This window comes from Hydrogenophaga laconesensis, assembly GCF_031457235.1.
Classification (GTDB): Bacteria; Pseudomonadota; Gammaproteobacteria; order Burkholderiales; family Burkholderiaceae_C; genus Hydrogenophaga; species Hydrogenophaga laconesensis.
Map to the genome: position 1 here is coordinate 86,792 of NZ_JAVDWE010000002.1, position 21,202 is coordinate 107,993.

The following is a 21,202-nucleotide window of genomic DNA, read 5'->3' on the forward strand; positions in this document are numbered from 1 at the left end:
TGGTGCTCGCCATGCGTTTCGCAGCCTAGATGGGCACGGCATTTGCCGCGCTGCTAGGGTACACAGTGGCTGACTTTTGTTCGAGTCGCTCAATGCCTTTCCAGTACTTCCAACAGCTCTACTCAGAATTCGAATCCGTCAAGGGCTCTCAGCGGGACCTTCCAACCGGTCGCCTCAGCGACCCTGTTGCCTACGTGATTCGCAAGGCGATTCTGTCAGGAGTATTGAAGCCTGGCAGCAGCATCCCGGAGCGGGTCCTTGCTCAGGAACTCAACGTCAGCAGGACGCCGGTCCGCGAGGCCCTGTTCGTTCTGCAAGGTGAAGGCCTGGTCCATCTGCGGCACAACCGTACAGCTCAGGTGGCGCACTTTTCTCAGGACGATTTGCGTCGGGTGTACTCTCTCCGCGGGCTTCTGGAGGGGTTTTCTGCAGAATGTGCCGCCAGCAATCCGGACCGCTCAAACGTGCCCAAGGTGGAACATTCGTTGCGGCGCTATCTGAAGCTGAATGAACAGTCCACGCCCATCGAGCAGGCGCAGGCTGACTTGGAGTTTCACGAATCGATCTTGGATGCGGCCGGTAGTCAGTTGCTCTACACGATTACTCGTCAGGTGCTGGCCGTTACCATCACGCACCGCTCACGGTACGCATACACCCCGGAGCAACTGCAAGAGGCGCAGACTCAACACGAGTCCATCTACTCTGCCATCAACAAGGGCGACTACGCGCTAGCGAAGTGGCTCATGGCTCAGCACGTCGACAAATCGAGCTCGCTGGCGTCGATGCATCTCTCGGACGCAGACCCGCTGGCCTCTGAAGTCAACATTCCAAAAACCAGGGCCCGAAAGCCCCGCGTTCAGTTGGAACCTAGTTGATAGCTGCGGTCGCTGGCCACTTTGCGACGCCACTCAAGGTCGATGTCCACCGTTTCCCACGAAGCGAGGGTGGCAATCGCGCGCTCGTACAGAGGCAGCGCGAGCTGAACAGCTCGCGGCGGGCGAATTCGCTCGATGCTCCAACGCAACTTTTCCTTCGCGCCGTCAGGCGTAAAGATGCCTTTGCGGACCCAGTCCACCGCCAACCAGTCGAAGATGTCCAGGAACGAGAGGCCATCCGCTGCTGAAAGGATGTCAGCTTCGTCGCCACCGCCAATTTCATGGCGCAGCACCAATCGCCGTACCTGACGAATGAACGGCTCGCCGCCCTCGGGTCGCTGCTCTCTCAACCACTTCTCAATGAAATCCGCAGAACGGATGGAGTGTGCAAACAGATAGTCAGGGTCGTCAAATCCCGCATCCGGTGTACCTGAGGGCCCGCCTGGGAAGAATCGCTCCGCATCGTGAGTAATAGCCGCCAACTTCAGCGCTTCCGAGGCAGCACCATTGGTGAGCTCAATCACCCAGTAGCGCGTATTGAACAAGTGCTCGAGTTGATAAAAGCCGTCAAGCCATTTGGTGGCTTCCAACTCGAGCTGCGTGAAGCTGGGGTCCGCGTAACGTCCGCGCACAGACGGATTCATGCATTCACTCCTGGCTGTTGGGCTTTGGCCCGTTCCATCGCGCGCCACACCGCTTCTGGAGTGATGGGCAACGAAGAGATTTCGACACCTTGGTCGCTGAGCGCGTCGCAAATGGCATTGACGATAGCGGCGCCAGGCGGAATGGTGCCCACCTCACCCACACCCCGAACGCCGTACGGTGTGACCGGCGAAGGGACTTCAGTGTGAAGCATGTCGATGGGTGGTACGTCCGCCGCGATGGGGACAAAGTAGTCCAGCATCGAGCCGCTGACCAACTGGCCAGTCTCCTCGTCATACCGAAGCTCTTCGCCCAATGCCGCCCCCAGACCTTGAACCAGCGCGCCTCGCACTTGCCCGTCGACCACCTTGGGGTTCACGACCACGCCGCAGTCATGAACGATGATGAACCGTTCAATCTGGAACTCCCCAGTGATGGGGTCGACGGCAACCACTGCCGCGGCCGCGCCGAAGGCGAAGGCTGCGTCTGGCGGTTCGTAGTGCGACGTAGCCTCGAGGCCCGGCGATTCATCAGCAGGAATTCCCTGACCAACGATGGCACGCGTGAAAACCTGCGATAGAGGCACACTTTGGGTGGACCCTGATTTGAAGCGCACAATGTCGCCATCAACGCACAGTTCGTCGGCCGAGGTCTCCAAAGTCCAGGCCGCCAGTCGCAGCATCTTGGCCTGGAAGACCTGTGCCGCCTCTCGCACAGCTCCCGCCACCGCAATCAGAGTGCGCGATGCGAATGCACCGGTGTTCAGGGGAGAGGTCGCAGTGTCACCGGAGTGAACGCAGATGTGCTCGTAGTCGATGCCAAGGGCCTCAGCGCAAAGCTGTGCGATTGCGGTCTCACCACTCTGACCTATGGAAGACACGCCGGTGTAAACATCAACGCCGCCAGAACGGTTGGCGCGTAAGGTCACGCTTTCATGCGCGCCGAACTGCGACCCACGTTTGGCAAGAAAGCGGGCACTGGCGTAGCCAGTTCGTTCCACGAATGACGAGAATCCAATGCCTACGATGCGGCCATCTGCTCGGGGCACCCGCGGAGCCATTCGATGTGCTTCGTAGGAAACAGCTTCAGCCGCCATGCGCAGGGACCGAGGATAGTCCCCACTGTCGTAGACAGCACCACTGGGGGTAGTCCAGGGAAGGTCCTGCGGCTGCAGCAGATTCTGCATCCGCAGGTCGAACGGGTCTCTGCCCATCTTGCGTGCCATCCGGTCAACCAGCACCTCAAGAGCGAAGTTGACCTCGGGCTGGCCGTAGCCGCGGTAAGCACCGACAGGGGTTTTGTTGGTCAGAACCACCTCTCGTGTGACAGACGCATCGGGCACTTTGTAGGGGCCCGTAAACACCACACTGGCAAGCTGCGCCGAGCCGAAAGGCGAGTTCCAGCCACCGATGTCCGTCACGTAGTCGTTGATGATTCCGGTGAAGTTGCCGTCTTCGTCGGCGGCCAGGCGGAACCGATGCACCGACTCACGGCCATGCGTGCTGGCACGGAAATGCTCCATGCGGTCTTCAATCCACTTGACTGGCCGACGCAGAATCATTGCATGCAAGCAGGCGAGCACGTCCTCAGGAAATGCGCCGAGCTTCTGACCAAATCCACCACCTACATCTCTGGCAATCACCTGAATGCAAGACTCCGATAGACGCAAGGACTCAGCAAGCTGCTTGCGCACCAGATGCGGCGTTTGAGTGGACAAGTACACCAGCAGCTCACGCGCACCCGGGCGCCAGGAGGCCACGATGCCACGCGTTTCCATCGGAAGGGGGGTCACCCGGTTGATGCGCATCGTGTCTTCGATGATGTGAACGGCCTCTTGCATGCGGGCGGTTGCATCGCCAGCAGCGTCCGTTTGCCGCGCCATCAGATTCGATTTCATGGAACCTGGGTGGAGTACCGGCGCGCCCTTCTCCAACGAGTCAAGTGCGTCACTCACGTGGGGCAAAGGTTCGTAATCGACGTCGATTAGCTCCAGCGCGTCTTCCGCCACAGCTCGGCTTGTCGCGACGACGCTGACAACAGGTTGCCCCTCATACAAGGCTACGTCTTGTGCAAGAGCATAGTAAGGAAGACTAGGCGCATTGGGCACCGGCCGCAGAACGGTGAGTGGGTCGCTGAGGTCGCGTACTGATTTGGCTGTGAGGATGTGGCGCACGCCTGGCAGCGCGAGAGCCGCCTCCGTATCCACAGAGCGGATTCTCGCGTGCGGGAATGGGCAACGAAGCACCGCCATCTCGAGTTGATGCGCGTACTGAACATCGTCGACGAACTTGCCATCTCCTCGCAGCAACCGTTCGTCTTCCTTGCGCGGCATGCTCTTGCCGAAGGCGCGAGCAGCGGGAGAACCGTGGTCGTGTCCTTGAACCCCAAGCTCCTTGCGAAGCTCAGGGTGCATACGTGCATTCATACCAGCTCCTTCGCGACCGACTGGGGGTTGGCCGCCACGGTTTCCTGAAGGTACTCGTGTATTGCACTGATGATGTTTTCGTAGCCGGTGCACCGGCAAAGGACGCCGCTGATTTCTTCTCTGATTTCATCCCGCGACAGCATCTCTCCGCGCTCAACGATGCTGGTTGCCAACATCAGAAATCCGGGTGTACAAAAACCGCATTGCAGAGCATGGTGCCGGTGGAAACTGGCTTGCAAGCCATTCAGCTTGTTGTCAACCGCGAGCGACTCTACAGTTCTCACGCATGCTCCCTCAAGTTGAGGAGCAAGCATCAAACACGACTTCAGCGCTATGCCGTCCACTTGCACGGTGCACATTCCGCATTTGCCTTGCTCACACCCAACATGGGTTCCTGTGTTCCCTAGACGATGTCGCAGAAAGTCTGCAGCGTGCATTCGCGCAGGCGCTGTTGCCGTCACGGCTTCTCCGTTGACAGTCAAGCTGATGGGTATCTCTTCGTTCATGGCAGGGTAAAGGTTGGTCAGGGTCGCCTGGCGTACTCAGATGTTGAAATCAGGTCAATCGCCACAGCAGCACCAAGCCGACTGCGAAGGTGCCCAAACTCCCCAATGCGGTAAGACGTGACCAGAAGAGCAGCGCTCCCTCCATAGAAGGAGATTGACGCGGCGCCACACGATGAGGGGCTACGATTTGTGCAGGAACAGCAGCTTGGCTGCCGGATTGCGATGAGGAAGCGGATGGCGTCGAGTCCACGCTTCCAGTCGTAGGCGCAGCATCTACGGCAGCAGCAGCCTTCTTCTCATCGCCTTCGCTCAGCACGCGTTCAAGCTGCCTGGCAAACTCCGCAGTCATCTTCTCGGCCTGCTTCGCGACCACTTTCTGACCAAGGCTTCCAAGCGCTCCGCCGAGCGCAACTTCACCCGTCACTGTGACCGCAGTTGCCCGTCCCTCGTCGACCGAAGCCAGCGTCACACTGTTGGTGCTCCGGAAGTTGCCGATGGCCCCGCGTACAGCCTTACCGATGGAAGTAAATCCCATCGACTGCTGCTCCACACGCTCAGTGATTTGAACCCGCGCTTGGAACGTGGCCGTCATCGGACCCACGCGTTGGGCGAGCACCACGTCAAGGCTATCTGCATCAATGACGTCCGCCTTCTGCAGGCCGGGCATGCACCACGCGACACGGTCGAATTGAGAAAAGAAGTTCCAGACGGTCGCGATGTTCTGTGCCACCTGGAAGGATTGTTCGTACTTCAAAACTGAATCTCCCTAGTGCACCACAGGCGCGCATGTGCGCAACGCCTTTAGGGCACGTTCAACATAGACAGGCGCCAAGTGGGCCCTGTACTCCGCGCTGGCCCGGAAGTCGCTCGCGGGGTCAATGACGTTGCCGACAGCAGCGGCGGTGCGTGCAATCACCTCGTCGCTCAGGGTGGTTCCCTCTGCGATTTCCATCAACGCGTGGGCAAGCACCGGCGTCTCGGAGAGGCCGCCGAGACCGATGCGCACGTTCTGCCATGTGCCGTCATCCTTTTGGTCACCAACCACCGCGACTGAAAGAACGCAGAAATCGCCGTGACGGCGCACGACCTCCATGAACGCATGATGACGCGGTGCGGGCGGAATCTCTATCCGCGTGAGCATCTCGTCGGGTTCAATGGCTGCAGCGTAGGGACCGTCATAAAAGTCCTCCATGGCAATCTCTCGAGAACCGTTGGGCCCATGAACGTGTAGACGCGCGTTCAGCACAAGGCATCCCAAAGGCATCTCGGCGCTGGGGTCCCCATGCACCAGGCTACCGCCCAAGGTTCCACGGTTGCGCACCTGACGGTCTGCAACGTGCCGAATCATCGTGGACAGCAGAGGTAGGCGCTTGGCGACCAATTCCGAATGCTCGACCATGGCATGGCGCGTAAGAGCACCAAACACAATGTCGTTTCCACGGGGCTCAATGACTGACAGTCCGGGAATCGCGTTGACATCAATCAACGCGGTGAGTCGCCATAGGCGCATGTTCAACATGGCCACAAGGTTCTGACCACCCGCGAGGACGCGAGCCTCGCCTGGCTCGTACTCCGAAAGTAGCTGCACCGCCTCTTCGACTGAAGTCGCGCGGTGATATTTAATCGGCGCGGATTTCACGCTGCTCCCTTGGCTCCAGTTGCGGCTGGCTTTGCAATTTGATTACCTGCCATACGTGCAAGGACGTGACCAATCGGCGAGCGCGACTTTCCGACGATGCTCTGGGCCGCCTTACGACTCCAGACGGTTTCCGGCCGAACTTGAAGCACCCGGACATTGCCGTTCACGTCGACGGCCCACTCGATGTCTTGAGGCGCACCGCGACGGCGCTCGATGTGCTTGGCCAGCTCTGCCAGCGCAAGCACGTGAGATTCCTCCAGGCAAGACACGCCAATCCTGGCCTCTTCGATAGGCAGGACGGCGACACCCTGACTGGGGTCGAATCGGTACTCCTCGCGCTGGTCGCTGCGCTTGCGCTCCACGATTTCGAGCGTGACTTTGTCCACCATGAAGCGCGACGGCGTGATGTCGCCTTTCACCACGCCTTCACCAAGACCCCACACGGCCTCCATGGCGACCTTGGAACGGTCGCCGTTGAGCGGGTTGAGGGTGAACATCACCCCAGCAGCGCGGGCTTGGACCATTTGTTGAATGCCGACGCACATGCCGAAGTCGCCACGGGAGATGACAGCCTGTCCATCCACGCGATACGACAGCACTGCCTCGCCGAACATTCCCACCCAGCACTGACGGACGTGGTGCAAGACGGACTCGATGCCACACACCCACAGGAACGTGTCGTACTGTCCGGCGAAGCTCGCACCCGCCAGGTCCTCCGACTCTCCGCTCGAGCGCACTGCGACCGGAACGTCCTTCACACCCGTGCGACGTTCAAGCTCAGCGTACGCCTCGCGGATGTCTGCTTCCAGTTGAGCAGGCAGGGGAGCGTTCAGCACCCCGGCAATCAAGGTTTTCGTTTCGGACTTGATGTCTTCCAGCGCCATCTTGTCAGCCGCGGCACTGACGCGCCGCGCTTCTTCGCTCAGCCCGGCGTCATCCATGAAGCTGCGATAGGCGGTGGTGGTGATGCCAAAGCCTGGTGGGACGGAGAAGCCGCTGGCGGTCATCTCACCGAGGCTCGAGAACTTGCCACCCAGAGCCGGATGCCCGTTTGCAATGGGGTCATCCAGCCAGAGCACGAAGGGAGCTGCTGCACTCATGCTTGCACCGCCTTTTCCAGCACGCGAACCGTGCCTTCGGTTCCGTCAACCTCGATGAGGTCGCCGGTAGAAACGTTCACCGTGGCGAAGCCGGTACCCACGACTGCCGGCAGCCCGTACTCACGAGAGATGATTGCCGTGTGAGCCATCATTCCGCCAACGTCGGAGACGGCGGCCGAGATGCGTTGGAAGACCGGGGCCCAACTAGGCGCCGTGATGCGGCACACGAGGATTTCTCCGTCTTGCACATCGTAGAGCTGCTCGGACTCGGTGATAAGACGTGCGCGCCCTGTCACCTTACCCGCAGATGCTGCGATGCCTCGCAGCACGCCGTCTTCTGCCGTGTCGCCGCCGAGCCATTGTTGAATGGTCTCTTGGGTGATGCCCCAGAGCATGATGGTGAGTGGCTCCGTGATGGACTCCGGTGGCACACCCAAGGCCGGCGGAGGCGACCATTTGGCCAGCGCATCCCGAATCTTGCGGCGCTTCTGGATGATGGGGCGCCAGTAGACCTCGCCACGGGGAGGCGTTCCGACCGCCCAACCAATAATCATGTCGTAGAGCGCGTCGTACACCTCGTGGCGGTGCAGATAGAAGATGTCCTCCTTGTCGTCGAAGAACTTGTGCGCGACGAACACTTCGCCGAGCTCACGGACTTTCTCCCAGAAGAGGGAGTGGTGCCAGTGTTCGACGAAGAAGTTGTGGTCTTCGACGTAAGGGTAGACGGTGCGTGCGAGCTTGACCAGACCGTCGAAGGCCTCGCGGTCATCTTCCGTGGGAAGAAGCTCGCGGTATTCCTGGGTCACGCGGGTTCGCGTCTCGATGATTTTGTCGAGAGGGCGACGGATGTCCTCGCCACGGCGCAGTGCCTCGATGTAGCTGCGCAAGGCGGTGAAAGGCAAGCGGGGGTCCGTCATCCAGACGGCGTCAGAGTGCGTGTAGCCCACGCCCGTCGAGAACCAGAACCAGGGATTGCGCGATTCTTCATACGCAGCCAGCCAGGCGGCGCCGCTAGGAAGCGCGCCAACAGCCTTCAACGCCGCAGCCGGGTCTAAGTTGTCCAGCAACGCCCCGTCCACCGACAGCTCGATTGCGCGCGCTGCCAGCTTGCGCAGCTCGTCGTCGGGGCGGAAGAGCAGGATGTCGATGCCAGAGACCATGTCAGTGATGGTCTGGTCACTGATGCCCGGGAACGCTTGCTGGCAGAACTCGCGGAACGTCAGGTAGGCGCCATAGCCGAGGTTCAGCATTTCGAAGTGGTACGAACCCATCTCGAAGAGGTTTTCAATGAGCCGGTTGTACGAGCTCAGCAGGTCGTGCGATGAGTAGATGCCGCGGTGACCGTAAACGTTTTCCTCAGGCTCGAACTCCGGCAGCGGCTTGAACTGAATCTGCTTCAGGCGTTCGATGCAGCCGTTGGCCTTCTTCTTCCATTCAGCATAGATGGTGTCCCAGTTCTCGTAGTAGTGACCAGCACGCTCGTTGAAGAGCTCTGCGCGGCGCGCCACTTCGGCGGGGTCGTCGATGGAGTTCGGGCTGACGTAGAGGTACCCATTGATGATGCGCTGGTCGATGCCCATTGCCACCGGAATGGGCCATACCTTCGTGGTCATCTGGCTAGCTGCCACCCACCAGTTCTCCGTCATGATGGTGTCGAAGGGGTACAGCGGCTCCGGGTTGTGCATGCCATCGAAGTACCAAAGCTTCTGCTCCTCTACCGAGCGGCGCTCTTCGCTGATGTGAGCGTAGTAGGGGTAGAGCTCCTGCCAGCCCTCGGCGCCAGGGGGGGTCGCCACGTCAAATGGGCTTTGGAATCGGCGCTTGGCGCTGGGGGTCGTGTTGTTCTGCACTGCCATTTTGTGTCCTGTAAATACCGTTGCATGAGCAAAAGTGTGACCACATTCGCCGACACCTGAGTCGGCGGCCGTGGCCGGTGGTCGTATCGCATGTTGCGACGCTGTCTCCATGCAAATGGTATACCAACTAACAAGTTGCGCAGTAGGGAAAGTCCTAGGAGGTATTATCCCTTACAACCTTCCATTGCTTTTAAAAGTTGACGAAAAAATTTGACGCGAGCATAACTTATTGTTTTTAAAGGATTTTATCTTTCGATCTTGTGCGATGTATTGCTGAAGCCACGAACGACAGGCACGCAGATTGCGTAGCGTCGGCAGGCAGGCCCGGTTTCAACCCTACTTGGTGCATTCATTTTGGCATACCATTTGGCGCGAATCGTTTTGGTGCCGATGAGGCGGAGATAGGCCTCCAAGGCATTGAATGCACCTGAAAGGTGCGCTGCCCAACGGTCGTCAACCTAGGTTGCCGGCTTCATCAACCGCAAAAAAAGGACCTCGTCATGTCTTCTAAGATTCAAGTGCCCACTACCCAGACGGTGATGCCAGGCGCGAGCGCCGCTGGCACACATCGAAGGGCTGTGCTCAAGGCCGCGGCCGCGGCCGCGATGCTTTCTGCCGGAGCACCACTCGCTTTCGCACAGGGGGCCCCCAACTCCGTGCGAATTGGCTGGGCCATCTCAAAGACGGGCGCCAATGCCGGCGGCGTCTCTGCCTCCATCTCGGGCAACTACCGGCTGTGGGTTAAAGAAGTGAATGACGCGGGCGGCATCATGCTCAAGGCGTTCAACAAGCGCGTTCCAATCGAGGTGGTTGAGTACGACGACCGCTCAAGCACCGAAGAAGCTGTGCGCTACACCGAGCGCCTTATGTCCCAAGACAAGGTGGACTTCGTGCTGGCTCCATGGGGCACGGGCAACAACCTCGCCGCTGCGCCGACCTACGAAAAGCACGGGTACCCCCTGCTGGCAGTGGCCGCTCTGCCGGCCGATGCGACCGCGCTGGTGAAACGCTGGAAGCACGCCTTCTTCTACGAAGGCGATGCCATCCCTTATGCCGAGGCGCTGCTGGACGTTCTGGCCGCCAAGCGCAAGGAAGGCCTGATTGGTGACACGGTCGCCATGGTCAACATCGCCGACAGCTTCGGTGTGGAAGCCGCCAAAGCCGCGCGCGCCGCCATCAAGAGCCATGGCTTCAAGCTGGTATACGACAACACCTATCCCATTGGTGTTCAAGACGTGACGCCCATCATCAACGAAATCAAGAGCAAGAACGCCGACTCTTTCATCGCGTTCTCCTATCCGCCCGACACCTTCCTACTCACGGAACAGGCCAAGGTTCAGGGACTGAACCCGAAGGCGATGTACCTTGGCATCGGCACCGCGCTGCCCGCGTATGGCCAGAAGTTTGGCGCCGACCTGGAGGGTGTGATGGGGCTCGGGGGTGTGGACTACGGCAGCCCCGTCATTCAGAGCTACTTCAAACGTCACAAGGACCTGACGGGCTACGAACCGGACCGCTTCACCGCACCCCTGGTGTGGGTCTCGCTGCAGATGCTCCAGCAGTCCATCGAGCGGGTTGGCAAGGTCGACCGTGCTGCCGTCACGCAAGAGCTGCGCAATGGCAGCTTCGAGACCATCTTCGGCACGGTGAAGCTGCAGAACCAGATTCTTCGTGACCTGTTCTACGTCGGCCAGTGGCAGAACGGCGAGTACTACGGTGTCGCGCCCATCTCGAAGAAGGGCGCCAAGCCCATCGTGATGCCCAAGCCCGCCTGGAAGAAGTCCTAAGCGTCCCTCACTTCGTCGCCTGCCCAAGCCGCTTGTTCGCAGGCTTGGGCAGGCAGAAAGACTTCGATGAACTTTGTTGACGTGCTGCTGACGGGTGCGACCCTTGGAGGTCTATACGCGCTCGTGGCGATGGGGCTGACTCTGCAATATGGGGTCGCTCGCATCATGAACCTGTCGTACGGTGAATTCCTCATCGGGGCAGCCTTTATCGCCTGGCTTGTGTCAAAGCTTGGCCTATCGCCTCTTTGGGGACTGCTGCTCGCAGTGCCTCTGGGATTCGGCGTTCAATGGTTGGTTTACCGCGTTCTGATGGTGCCGCTGGTCAAGCGCACCGGAGCTGGGCCTCAGTTGGAAGTGGACTCAATCCTTGCCACATTTGGTTTGCTTTTCATTGTGCAAGGGCTGATGCTTTTGCAGTTCACGGGCAACTACCACAGCTACAGCTATCTGGCTGAACCCGTGCAGATTCTCGGTGGAACCGTCGCTGCAAACCGCTTGCTCGTCCTGTGCGTCGCGGCAGCCGCGGCTGCTGGCCTGTTTCTGTTGCTCAACCGTACGCGCGTAGGAACCTCTGTCCGGGCGGTTGCGGTATCTCCTCAGTTCGCTCCTCTGGTGGGAATCAACGTTCGCCAGCGCGCTGCGCAGGCCTACGGGTTGGGCGGCGCACTGGTGGCAGTCTGCGGGGTGCTCGTGAGCATGTTCCTGCCCTTCTCGGCCACCATGGGCATCATGTTCACCATGAAGGCGCTCATCGTCGTCATCATGGGCGGGGTGGGCAACCTGATGGGGGCGCTGGTCGCCGGACTCCTCCTCGGCTTTGCCGAGACCATCGTCGCCAGCATCGAGCCTGCGCTCATCCTCGCCGTCAACTACGGACTCTTTTTGCTGGTTCTGCTTGTGCGCCCCACGGGCCTGTTTGGGAGCGTCGGGCGATGAGCACGAAAGAACAATTTGCATGGGCGGCAGCTATCGCCGCCGTCGTGGCCCTGGCCATGCTTCCGTTCGGCATCGAGAGTGACTACTCCCTCGGGTTGTACCTCAACATGTTGATGTACTCAGTCCTGGCAACCGCTTGGGCCTTGTTCTCTGGACCGACCCGATACGTCTCGCTGGCCACCGTCGCATTCTTTGGCATGGGTGCCTACGCGGCCGCGGTCCTAGGCGAGGTCGTTTCCTGGCCCGTGGTGCTCCTCGCCGCAACTGGCATCGGCATTGTCATGTCGCTGTTGGTGGGTCTTGCGACGCTTCGACTCTCTGGGGTGTACTTCGTCATTTTTAGCTTCGGCCTGGCCGAGCTGGTGAAGCAGCTTGTGAGCTGGTACGAAGTCAAGTTCAGCAAGGTGTTGGGCCGCTACGTGACCGCCGACGTAACGACTCAGGACATCTACTGGCAACTCCTGGCGCTGCTGGCCTTCATCCTCCTCATCCGCGTGTTGATTTCCAGGTCTCGACTCGGCCTGGCCCTACGCGTCATCGGCGAAGACGAGACAGTTGCCCGTCACGTAGGCATCAACACCACGACGGCGAAGGTACTGCTGTTCATGTTGTCGGCGTCTTTCATGACCCTGGCCGGAGCCATCATGGCGCCGCGTTGGACCTACCTCGACCCGAGCATCGCTTTCTCGGCGACGGTGTCCTTCCAGACGCTAATCATGGCGCTGCTGGGCGGAGCAAGTGCCCTGTTCGGCCCAATCCTCGGTGCCGTTCCCCTCGTGCTTCTGTTCGAGTACCTCTCGGGCAACTTCCCGAACCACTACCCCATCTTGCTGGGGCTCATCTTCATTCTCATCGTCTACCTGTTGCCCAACGGCTTGGTGGGCGCCGTTGCGCAGCTCAGGAGACGAGCATGACTTCACCTATTCTGAAACTGCAGCAGGTGACGCGTCGGTTTGGCGGTCTGGTAGCCGTCGACCACGTGGATATGGAAATCTTCGCGGGCGAGGTGATTGGCCTGGTGGGACCCAACGGATCGGGCAAGACGACGGCGCTGAATCTCATTTCAGGCGCACTGTCCCCGACGTCAGGGACCATTCAGTTCCTGGACCAAACCATCAGCGGACTGGCCAGCCATCGCATCGCTCGCATGGGCGTTGCGCGCACATTCCAGTTGGTTCGTGTGCTTGGCAGCTTGTCTTGCGCAGAGAACGTGGAGGTCGGCCTGGCCTTCCACCCCAACGGCGTGCACGGTAAAGCCGCTCGAAAGCAGGCGATAGCACTCCTGACCAAAGTGGGATTGCAGAGTCAGGCTGACGCTCCTGCAAGCAAGCTCACTTACATCGACCAGAAGCGGCTTGAACTGGCGCGCGCGCTGGCCCTGCATCCTCGTCTGCTGCTGCTTGACGAATGGCTTGCAGGTCTGAATCCCACCGAGCTCCAGGAAGGCATCGAGCTCATCCGCTCCATGCGCGCTGATGGCATCACCATCGTGATGGTTGAGCACGTCATGGACGCGGTGAATGCGCTTTGCACTCGATGCATTGTTCTCAGCAGCGGCCAAAAAATTGCGGATGGGCCGACGCGCGAGGTTCTCAGCAATCCCGCTGTCATCGCTGCGTACCTGGGCGAGGACGAGTCTGACGCCGAAGAGGAGGTGGCCCATGCTTGAAGTCAAGGACATCTCCGTTCGTTACGGCCAACACAGCGCGCTTGACCGAATGAGCCTCCAGGTCGCACCTGGTGAGATTGTCGTGATGCTGGGCGCCAATGGGGCGGGCAAGACGTCTTTGCTGAAGGCGCTTGGCGGCATGGTCCCTGCGCAGCCGGGCGCTCGAGCAACGCTCAACGGCGTGGACCTGATGAAGCTGCCCCAGCACGACATCGTCAATGCTGGATTGGCACTGGTTCCGGAAGGCCGCGGTGTTTTCGGCCAACTCTCCGTGAAGGACAACCTACGACTGGGTGCGCTTCCAAAGCGTGCTCGCGCGGGCGAGGCCCAGATGCTGGAGCGAATTGTCTCGCTGTTTCCAAAGCTCAACCTTCGAATGAGCCAGACAGTCCGGACGATGAGCGGAGGTGAGCAGCAGATGGTTGCCATCGGTCGCGCGTTGATGTCCCACCCGGACATCCTTCTTTTGGACGAACCATCGCTCGGGCTGTCACCACTCGTGTGTCGCGAGCTGTTCAGTGCCCTCCGTCGAATTCGAGAACTCGGCATCGGCGTGCTGCTTGTGGAGCAGAACGCCCGCCAGAGCCTGGCCATCGCAGACCGCGGCTACGTGGTCGAGACCGGCCGCGTGGTTGGTGAAGGCAAAGCGCAAGCGCTCTTGCACGACCCCGCCGTCCGCAAAGCCTATCTGGGCGCCGCGGCGCACTGACCGTGAACCCCTGCCCCTCTAACCCTTAACAACGAGAGACTCCAGACATGAAGCCTTACCGAATTGGCCAGATTGTGCCCAGTTCAAACACCACAATGGAAACGGAGATTCCGGCGATGCTGCGGTTGCGCGAGCAGGTGTTGCCCGAGCGTTTCACCTTCCACTCAGCGCGCATGCGCATGAAGCATGTGAAGAAGGAAGAGCTGGCAGCGATGGACGCCGAATCCGACCGCTGCGCGCTGGAGCTGAGCGACGCACGAGTGGATGTTCTGGGCTACGCCTGCCTGGTCGCCATCATGGCCATGGGTCGCGGCTATCACCGCCAGTCCCAAGCACGCCTTGGTGAAGCAACTGTTAGCAACCAGGGTGCCGCACCAGTTGTTACCAGCGCTGGCGCCTTGGTGGACGCGCTCAAAGTCATGGGCGTCAAACGCATCGCATTGGTGGCGCCGTACATGGTGCCGCTGACCGAATTGGTCATCGACTACATCCAGAACGAGGGCTTCGAAGTCTCTGACTGGAGGGCGCTTGAGATTCCGGACAACCTCGAAGTCGGCCGACATGACCCGTCGAAACTGCCTGGCATCGTCGCAGGCATGAAGACGGACGATGTGGATGCCATCGTGCTGTCAGCCTGCGTCCAGATGCCTTCTCTTCCCGCTATCGCTCAAGTGGAGGCCCTGACGGGCAAACCCGTCGTGACCGCTGCAGTCGCCACCACCTACGCCATGCTTGGCGCTCTCGGCATTGAGCAAGTTGTGCCTGGTGCTGGTGCGCTGTTGTCTGGTCGTTACTCCAAGAAGGCGTTGGGATGAGCAGCACCTTTCTCTACGGCTTCCACGTTCCCGCCAACGGAATTCGCCACCACCTCTTGCGCTATGGCGGAAAGGGTCCGAAGCTCCTCGTCGTGCCAGGCATCACCAGCCCTGCTGTGACTTGGGGCTTCGTGGCAGAGACCCTCGCACAACACTTTGACGTTCATGTTCTCGATGTGCGTGGCCGCGGCTTGAGCTCGTCGGGTCCTGAGCTCGACTACGGCTTGGATGCTCTGGCGACCGATGTCACCGCTGTTCTCAGTGCGCTCGACTGGCAAGAAGTGACCGTGTTGGGTCATTCCATGGGCGCCCGAATTGCTGTTCGGGCGGCCGCCCATATGCCATCTCGGTTTGGCCGGCTCCTCCTCATTGACCCTCCAGTGGGCGGGCCGGGGCGTCGCCCCTACCCCGCGCCGCTGGCGTGGTACATCGACTCCATCCGCCTAATGGCTGCGGGACAGCCGTGGGAAGAACTCAAGCGTTTCTCTCCCACTTGGACCGAAGCGCAACTGCGGCTGCGTGCACAGTGGCTGCACACGTGCGACGAGAAGGCCATCGAGGAAGCCTGGAGCGGCTTTCACAACGACGATGTTCACGCCAACTTTGCCTCGCTCACGGTTCCTGGTCTCCTGATGATTGCCGGGCGCGGCGGCGTCATTCTGGACGAGGACGCCGCTGAAATCGCTCGCCTTGCACCTGGCCTTAAGCAGGTCGTCGCCACGGACGCAGGGCACATGATTCCCTGGGACGATGAGGCGGGCTTCTTCCGGTTGCTCGGACAGTACCTGAATCTCTCATTCCACCCTGAAGGAGCATGACATGCCAGTCAGCGACGTAGAACTCATCCGCGCCTGGGACCAGGTGCTCAGCCTCTCCGGCGTGCGCTCAGGCGACATGGTGACTATCCTCACCAGCGACAACACTCACCCTCAGACGCTGCGCTGCGCCACCATCTCTGCGGCGTCTTGCGGTGCAGTGGTCAATCGACTCGACCTGCCGCCCATCAACGGGGAGAAGGCACTGAGCCGAGATTCGCTGGCGTACCTCGGGACGACACCCCTGACTGGTAACCGCGCCGCAATGGCGGCACTGAAGGCAAGTGACTACGTTCTCGACCTCATGACCCTGTTGTTCTCCCCTGAACAGCAGGAGCTCCTTGAGTCGGGTACGCGGATTCTTCTTGCGGTTGAGCCGCCTGAAGTTCTCGTTCGTCTTGTGCCCACGCCGGAAGACCGAGAGCGCGTGGCCACCGCTGCTCGCATCTTTGAGGGCAAGAAGGCGATGTACGTCACCTCGAAGGCAGGCACGAATGTCCGCATGCCCTTGGGACAGTACCCGGTGGTGCAGGAGTACGGTCTCGTCGACCAGCCGGGACGTTGGGACCACTGGCCAAGTGGCTTCATTCTCACCTGGCCGAATGAAGGCGAAGTTGAAGGGACCATCGTTCTCGACAAGGGTGACATCCTGCTGCCCATGAAGAGCTACGTTCAGTCGCCCATCACCATCACCATCAAGAAGGGCTTCGCCACGAGCATCGAGGGTGGTTTGGACGCCGAACTGCTCAGTGAGTACATGGCATCTTTCAACGACCCTGAGGCATACGCTATCTCGCACATCGGCTATGGGCTACAGAAACGAGCGTTCTGGAGCACGCTGTCGCTCTATGACCGAGAGGCAACCATTGCCATGGATGCTCGCGCGTTCAACGGAAACTTCCTGTTCTCGATGGGACCCAACAACGAGGTGGGAGGAACTCGCTCCACGCCTTGCCACATCGACATCCCCATGCGCAACTGCAGTGTGGCTCTCGACGATGTTCATGTCGTCCGCGAAGGCAAAGTGGTTGAAGAGCTGCACTCAACATTGAGAAGGGTTGCCGCATGAGCTCCTCGTCCAACGTGCAACCTCACGACGCGGATGACGTCGCCGTGTATGCCAGGCAGGGGCTGGGCGCGAGCCTGGGCCTGCAGGCTCCCTTCGGGTTGCTCATCGTCGACTTTGTGAACGGCTTCGCCGACCCTGCGCAGCTCGGCGGCGGCAACATTGCACACGCCGTCGAGGCTACCGCTCCTGTGCTCGCTCATGCTCGCGCCAGTGGCTGGCCGGTTGCCCACAGCCGCATCGTCTACCCCGCCGACGGCAGTGAAAACAACGTGTTCGTGGAGAAAATTCCCGGCATGCGGACGCTGCACGAGGACGCGCAGGCTAGCGCCATCGTTCCCTCCCTTGCGCCTCGTGCAGGTGAGTTGGTCGTGCGCAAGACGGCTCCGTCCGCATTCTTTGGAACCGCGCTGTCTTCTTGGCTGACCGCTCGGCGGATTTCGACGTTGTTTATCGCTGGTGCCACTACCAGTGGTTGTGTGCGCGCCAGCGTCGTGGATGCAATGAGTTGGGGCTTTCGCCCGGTCGTGCTCGAAGACTGTGTTGGAGACAGGGCAATTGGTCCGCACAACGCAGCACTCTTCGACCTTCAGGCGAAGTACGCCGATGTCCGCCCGTGGAGCGACGTGGCCACTCAGCTTTGACTGGCGTGTCGAAACACGAAGCGCGGCTCGCGCCAGACTCAGCGACTCGTCACGTCACCCGAGTCGCTGCGAGCAACCTGTTTTTTCAAGTGGCTGGGTAACCACCCGCAGCGAGAGTCCTTGCCGAAGGACCAAAGGAGAATCTGGACCTCATAGTTCTGCGGACGTTGCTGGAATGGCGGGGTGCCCCGCTGCGCACATACCACAGAAAACAACGTTCCCCACTCACTCCACCGTGACACTCTTCGCCAGGTTGCGTGGTTTGTCCACGTCGGTGCCCTTGGCCAGCGCGGTGTGGTACGCCAGCATCTGCAGCGGCGCCACGTGCAGCAGGGGGCTGAGCGCGCCGTAGTTCTCCGGCATGCGGATGACGTGAATGCCTTCGCTGCTGGTGATGCGCGTGTCGGCGTCGGCCAGCACATACAGCACGCCACCGCGCGCGCGCACCTCCTGCATGTTGCTCTTGAGCTTTTCCAGCAACGCGTCGTTGGGCGCGACAGTGACCACCGGCATCGCGGCGGTCACCAGCGCGAGCGGGCCGTGCTTGAGTTCGCCAGCCGGGTAGGCCTCGGCGTGGATGTAGCTGATTTCCTTGAGCTTGAGCGCACCCTCGAGCGCGATCGGGTAGTGCAGACCCCGGCCCAGGAAGAGCGCGTTGTCCATGCGCGCGAAGTCTTCGGCCCAGCTGATCACCTGCGGCTCCAGCGCCAGCACGGCCTGCAGCGCCACGGGCAGGTGGCGCATGGCTTTCAGGTGCCGGGCTTCGGCCTCTTCGTCCAGCAGGCCGCGCGTCTGCGCGAGGGCCAGCGTCAGCAGGAACAGGCCCGCCAGTTGGGTGGTGAAAGCCTTGGTCGATGCCACGCCGATCTCGACACCCGCGCGTGTGATGTAGGCCAGTTCGCATTCGCGCACCATGGCCGAGGTGGCCACGTTGCAGACCGTCAGCGTGTGCTTCATGCCCAGGCTCTGCGCATGCCGCAGCGCGGCCAGCGTGTCGGCGGTCTCGCCGCTTTGCGTGATCGTCACCACCAGCGTGCGGGGGTTGGGCACGCTGGTGCGGTAGCGGTATTCGCTGGCCACCTCCACCTGCGTCGGAATCCTGGCGATGTCTTCCAGCCAGTACTTGGCGGTGCAGCCGCTGTAGTAACTGGTGCCGCATGCGAGGATGAGGATGTTGTCGATCTCCTGGAACACGCGGTAGGCCCCGTCGCCGAACAGCTCGGGCGTGATGCCCTCCACACCCTCGAGCGTGTCGCCAATGGCGCGCGGCTGCTCGAAGATCTCCTTCTGCATGTAGTGGCGGTACGGCCCCAGCTCGGCTGCGCCGCTGTGTGCCTGCACGGTCTTCACCGGGCGCTGTTCCACGCTCAATGCGCGGCCTTTGCCGTCGAGCACCCAGTAGCGGCCGAGCTGCAGGTCCACCAGATCACCTTCTTCCAGGTACACGATCTGGTCGGTTACGCCGGCCAGGGCCATGGCATCGCTGGCCAGGAAATGTTCGCTGGCGCCTTGCCCCACGCCGAGCACCAGAGGTGAGCCGGCGCGCGCGCCCACCACGCGGTGCGGCTCGTCCTTGTGGAAAACGGCCAGCGCGAACGCGCCATGCAACTGGGCCACGGCGGCCTGCAGTGCCGCGAACACGTCGCCCTCGTACAGCGAGTCGATCAAGTGGGCGATGACCTCGGTGTCCGTCTGGCTCTCGAACACATAGCCCTTGGCTTGCAGCGCAGCGCGCAGCTCATCGTGGTTCTCGATGATGCCGTTGTGCACCAGGGCCACGCGCCCCGCGGCACCCGCGGCGGCGACAGGACCGTGGCTGAAATGGGGATGGGCGTTGTGCACCAGCGGCGCGCCATGCGTGGCCCAGCGGGTGTGGGCGATGCCGGTGCCGCTGGCGATGGCTTCCTGCTGAACCTGCTGCGCCAGTTCGGCCACACGCGCGGTGCTGCGGGCCCGCCTCAGACCGGCGCTGTGCACGGCGACACCGCAGGAGTCGTATCCCCGGTACTCCAGCCGCTGAAGCCCCTGCACCAGCACAGGCACGATGTCGCGCCCGGAAACCCCTGCCACGATGCCGCACATACTTTGCTCCTGAAATTCGAGATGGGTGATGCTAAACAGGCCAACAAGAAATTAATGGTCAATTGATGGTTGAAAATCGATAATAATTTCTCTAATGTTCATAGAAGAAGAAAAATTTCAATATATAAACATTTATGGAACAAATCACCATCGATGAAGCCGACTTGAGGCTGCTTGATTTGCTGCAGTCCGATGCTTCGCGCAGCAACCAGGCGCTGGCGGAACTGGCCCACCTTTCACCGCCCACCAGCCTGCGGCGCGTCAAGCGCTTGCGGCAGGCCGGCCTGATCGAGCGTGAAGTGGCCTTGTTGAGCGCGGACCGGCTTGCCCCGGTGCTCGGCCACGGCCTCACGGCGCTGGTGGAAATCACGCTGGAACGCCAGGGCATCGAACACCTCGATGCCTTCGAGGCCCGCGTGCTGCCCACACCCGAGGTGCAGCAGTGCTACCGCGTGAGTCCGGGCCCCGACTTCGTGCTGGTGGTGCACTGCACCGACATGCCCGCCTACCTCGCCCTGGCGCAGCAGCTGTTCACCAGCGACGCCAACGTGCGCAACATCAAGGCCTTTTTCAGCCTCAAGCGCGCCAAGTTCGACCCCCGGCTGCCCCTGAACCGTTCACGCGACAACGCCCCGGACTGAATACCTTCGCCCGCAGGTTCAAGCCCCATATTGATGCAAACCACACACAAGCCGCCCTTGCGTCGGCCGTGAACGGTTGACGACAGGGAGCACAAGTAACACGCTCCTAGAATTCCCTGAACCGCCTGTTCCGCAGGCCAAGGAGTTGGCATGGATGTTGTGACGATAGCCCTGTTCGCGGCCGCCGCCCTCGTGGTGCTGGCGGTCTGCGTCTGGGCGGTTCGCCGCCTGCGGCGCCGGGATTCCTCCGGCCGGGACGATCGTTACGCGCCGGAACGCCTGCTCACGCCCGAGCAGGCGCACATGCTGGACTACCTTCAGGACACGTTTCCGGGCCAGATCGTGCTACCCAACATGGCGCTGAGCGACATGCTCTCGGTGCGCCGCGCCAAGGACCGCGATCGGGCGCGCGACCGTCTCCTGCACCAGAAAGTGGATTTCGTGGTGTGCGGCATGGACGGACGGCCCAGCTTCGCCTTCGACGTGGAACAGCACCACCTGAGCGACGCGAAGGCCAAGGCCCACAAGGTCAAGATCAAGAACCGCATTCTGAAGACGGCGGGCGTGCGCTTCGTGTTCCTCAAGAATGGCATCCACCGCATGCCCTCGCCGGCGGAATTCCGCACCCAGCTCAATCTGGCCGAACTGCCCAAGCCCAAGGCCCGCAAAGAGCAGCGCGAGAACGCATTGCAGCAACTGGAAAGCCAGTTCTCGGGCTTCGACCAGCAACACAGCACCAACACCGGCTTCCGCGAGTCGGAAATCATGGGCATGAGCGGCCTGATGGACCTCAACCGCAACGGCCGCCGTGGGTTCGACGACAGCCGCCTGAATGGCAACAGCGGCTTCGGCAGCAGCCGCCAGCCGGGGGAAAGCGGCTTCGACGGCAGCTCGCAGGACGTGCGCGGAAGATAAGACACACCCCGCCGCGCTGCGCGCGCCCCTCGAGGGGGCGTGTCCTGCGGCCCGGCGAAGCCGGTTCCGTGGACAGCCTG

General features: G+C 61.1%; 20 protein-coding genes. 12 read left to right on the forward strand and 8 right to left on the reverse strand.

Translation table 11 applies throughout. From position 1 onward, the window contains the following. Positions 1 to 92: 92 nt before the first annotated feature. Positions 93 to 875, forward strand: a complete 783-nt coding sequence (locus J2X09_RS04800; protein ID WP_204732887.1) for a GntR family transcriptional regulator — start codon at positions 93 to 95, stop codon at positions 873 to 875. Here the strand turns inward: J2X09_RS04800 and J2X09_RS04805 are convergent. From J2X09_RS04805 to J2X09_RS04835, 7 genes are read right to left on the reverse strand one after another with little or no spacing between them, the layout of a single operon-like run. Further along, entirely contained in the window at positions 857 to 1,519 is a 663-nt protein-coding gene (locus tag J2X09_RS04805) for a hypothetical protein (RefSeq protein WP_204732886.1), read from the reverse strand. The genes J2X09_RS04800 and J2X09_RS04805 overlap by 19 nt on opposite strands. Next, positions 1,516 to 3,942 (reverse strand): xanthine dehydrogenase family protein molybdopterin-binding subunit, encoded by a 2,427-nt coding sequence (locus J2X09_RS04810; protein WP_310307601.1) that lies wholly within the window; start codon positions 3,940 to 3,942, stop codon positions 1,516 to 1,518. The genes J2X09_RS04805 and J2X09_RS04810 overlap by 4 nt, the downstream gene beginning before the upstream one ends. Then, on the reverse strand, positions 3,939 to 4,448 hold the full coding sequence (locus tag J2X09_RS04815) for a (2Fe-2S)-binding protein (protein ID WP_204732885.1): 510 nt from the start codon (positions 4,446 to 4,448) through the stop codon (positions 3,939 to 3,941). Before J2X09_RS04815 ends, J2X09_RS04810 begins: the two co-directional genes overlap by 4 nt. Before the next feature lie 49 nt (positions 4,449 to 4,497). Further along, entirely contained in the window at positions 4,498 to 5,202 is a 705-nt protein-coding gene (locus J2X09_RS04820; protein WP_204732884.1) for an SRPBCC family protein, read from the reverse strand. A gap of 12 nt (positions 5,203 to 5,214) precedes the next feature. Beyond that, positions 5,215 to 6,087 (reverse strand): FAD binding domain-containing protein, encoded by an 873-nt coding sequence (locus J2X09_RS04825; RefSeq protein ID WP_204732883.1) that lies wholly within the window; start codon positions 6,085 to 6,087, stop codon positions 5,215 to 5,217. Then, positions 6,084 to 7,187 (reverse strand): PEP/pyruvate-binding domain-containing protein, encoded by a 1,104-nt coding sequence (locus J2X09_RS04830; RefSeq protein WP_204732882.1) that lies wholly within the window; start codon positions 7,185 to 7,187, stop codon positions 6,084 to 6,086. Before J2X09_RS04830 ends, J2X09_RS04825 begins: the two co-directional genes overlap by 4 nt. Further along, positions 7,184 to 9,043 (reverse strand): PEP-utilizing enzyme, encoded by a 1,860-nt coding sequence (locus tag J2X09_RS04835; RefSeq protein WP_204732881.1) that lies wholly within the window; start codon positions 9,041 to 9,043, stop codon positions 7,184 to 7,186. Before J2X09_RS04835 ends, J2X09_RS04830 begins: the two co-directional genes overlap by 4 nt. 500 nt (positions 9,044 to 9,543) lie before the next feature. Between J2X09_RS04835 and J2X09_RS04840 the strand changes: the two genes are divergently transcribed. The 9 genes from J2X09_RS04840 (at position 9,544) to J2X09_RS04880 (ending at position 17,484) form a co-directional block, all read left to right on the forward strand. Then, positions 9,544 to 10,830 (forward strand): amino acid ABC transporter substrate-binding protein, encoded by a 1,287-nt coding sequence (locus tag J2X09_RS04840; RefSeq protein ID WP_510184451.1) that lies wholly within the window; start codon positions 9,544 to 9,546, stop codon positions 10,828 to 10,830. Positions 10,831 to 10,896: 66 nt separating this feature from the next. After that, positions 10,897 to 11,766, forward strand: a complete 870-nt coding sequence (locus J2X09_RS04845) for a branched-chain amino acid ABC transporter permease (protein WP_204732880.1) — start codon at positions 10,897 to 10,899, stop codon at positions 11,764 to 11,766. Continuing rightward, positions 11,763 to 12,680: a branched-chain amino acid ABC transporter permease gene (locus J2X09_RS04850; RefSeq protein ID WP_204732879.1), complete on the forward strand. Its 918-nt coding sequence runs from the start codon at positions 11,763 to 11,765 to the stop codon at positions 12,678 to 12,680. The genes J2X09_RS04845 and J2X09_RS04850 overlap by 4 nt, the downstream gene beginning before the upstream one ends. Beyond that, entirely contained in the window at positions 12,677 to 13,435 is a 759-nt protein-coding gene (locus J2X09_RS04855; RefSeq protein ID WP_204732878.1) for an ABC transporter ATP-binding protein, read from the forward strand. Before J2X09_RS04850 ends, J2X09_RS04855 begins: the two co-directional genes overlap by 4 nt. Continuing rightward, complete coding sequence (locus tag J2X09_RS04860) at positions 13,428 to 14,144, forward strand: ABC transporter ATP-binding protein (protein ID WP_204732877.1); 717 nt, start codon at positions 13,428 to 13,430, stop codon at positions 14,142 to 14,144. Before J2X09_RS04855 ends, J2X09_RS04860 begins: the two co-directional genes overlap by 8 nt. Positions 14,145 to 14,191: 47 nt before the next feature. Continuing rightward, complete coding sequence (locus J2X09_RS04865) at positions 14,192 to 14,959, forward strand: maleate cis-trans isomerase family protein (RefSeq protein WP_310307610.1); 768 nt, start codon at positions 14,192 to 14,194, stop codon at positions 14,957 to 14,959. After that, the gene (locus J2X09_RS04870; protein WP_204732876.1) at positions 14,956 to 15,777 is read left to right on the forward strand and encodes an alpha/beta fold hydrolase; all 822 of its coding nucleotides are present in this window, start codon (positions 14,956 to 14,958) and stop codon (positions 15,775 to 15,777) included. The genes J2X09_RS04865 and J2X09_RS04870 overlap by 4 nt, the downstream gene beginning before the upstream one ends. Before the next feature lies 1 nt (position 15,778). Further along, entirely contained in the window at positions 15,779 to 16,843 is a 1,065-nt protein-coding gene (locus J2X09_RS04875; RefSeq protein ID WP_204732875.1) for a 2,5-dihydroxypyridine 5,6-dioxygenase NicX family protein, read from the forward strand. Then, on the forward strand, positions 16,840 to 17,484 hold the full coding sequence (locus tag J2X09_RS04880) for an isochorismatase family protein (RefSeq protein WP_204732874.1): 645 nt from the start codon (positions 16,840 to 16,842) through the stop codon (positions 17,482 to 17,484). Before J2X09_RS04875 ends, J2X09_RS04880 begins: the two co-directional genes overlap by 4 nt. Positions 17,485 to 17,709: 225 nt before the next feature. On the opposite strand, the gene glmS is transcribed toward J2X09_RS04880, so the two are convergent. Further along, positions 17,710 to 19,566, reverse strand: coding sequence for a glutamine--fructose-6-phosphate transaminase (isomerizing) (gene glmS / locus J2X09_RS04885; RefSeq protein WP_204732873.1), 1,857 nt, complete (start codon positions 19,564 to 19,566; stop codon positions 17,710 to 17,712). Between the two features lie 134 nt (positions 19,567 to 19,700). Between glmS and J2X09_RS04890 the strand changes: the two genes are divergently transcribed. Next, positions 19,701 to 20,207, forward strand: a complete 507-nt coding sequence (locus tag J2X09_RS04890; RefSeq protein ID WP_204732872.1) for an Lrp/AsnC family transcriptional regulator — start codon at positions 19,701 to 19,703, stop codon at positions 20,205 to 20,207. Positions 20,208 to 20,357: 150 nt separating this feature from the next. Further along, on the forward strand, positions 20,358 to 21,122 hold the full coding sequence (locus tag J2X09_RS04895) for a DUF2726 domain-containing protein (protein WP_204732871.1): 765 nt from the start codon (positions 20,358 to 20,360) through the stop codon (positions 21,120 to 21,122). The last annotated feature ends 80 nt before the right edge of the window (positions 21,123 to 21,202 follow it).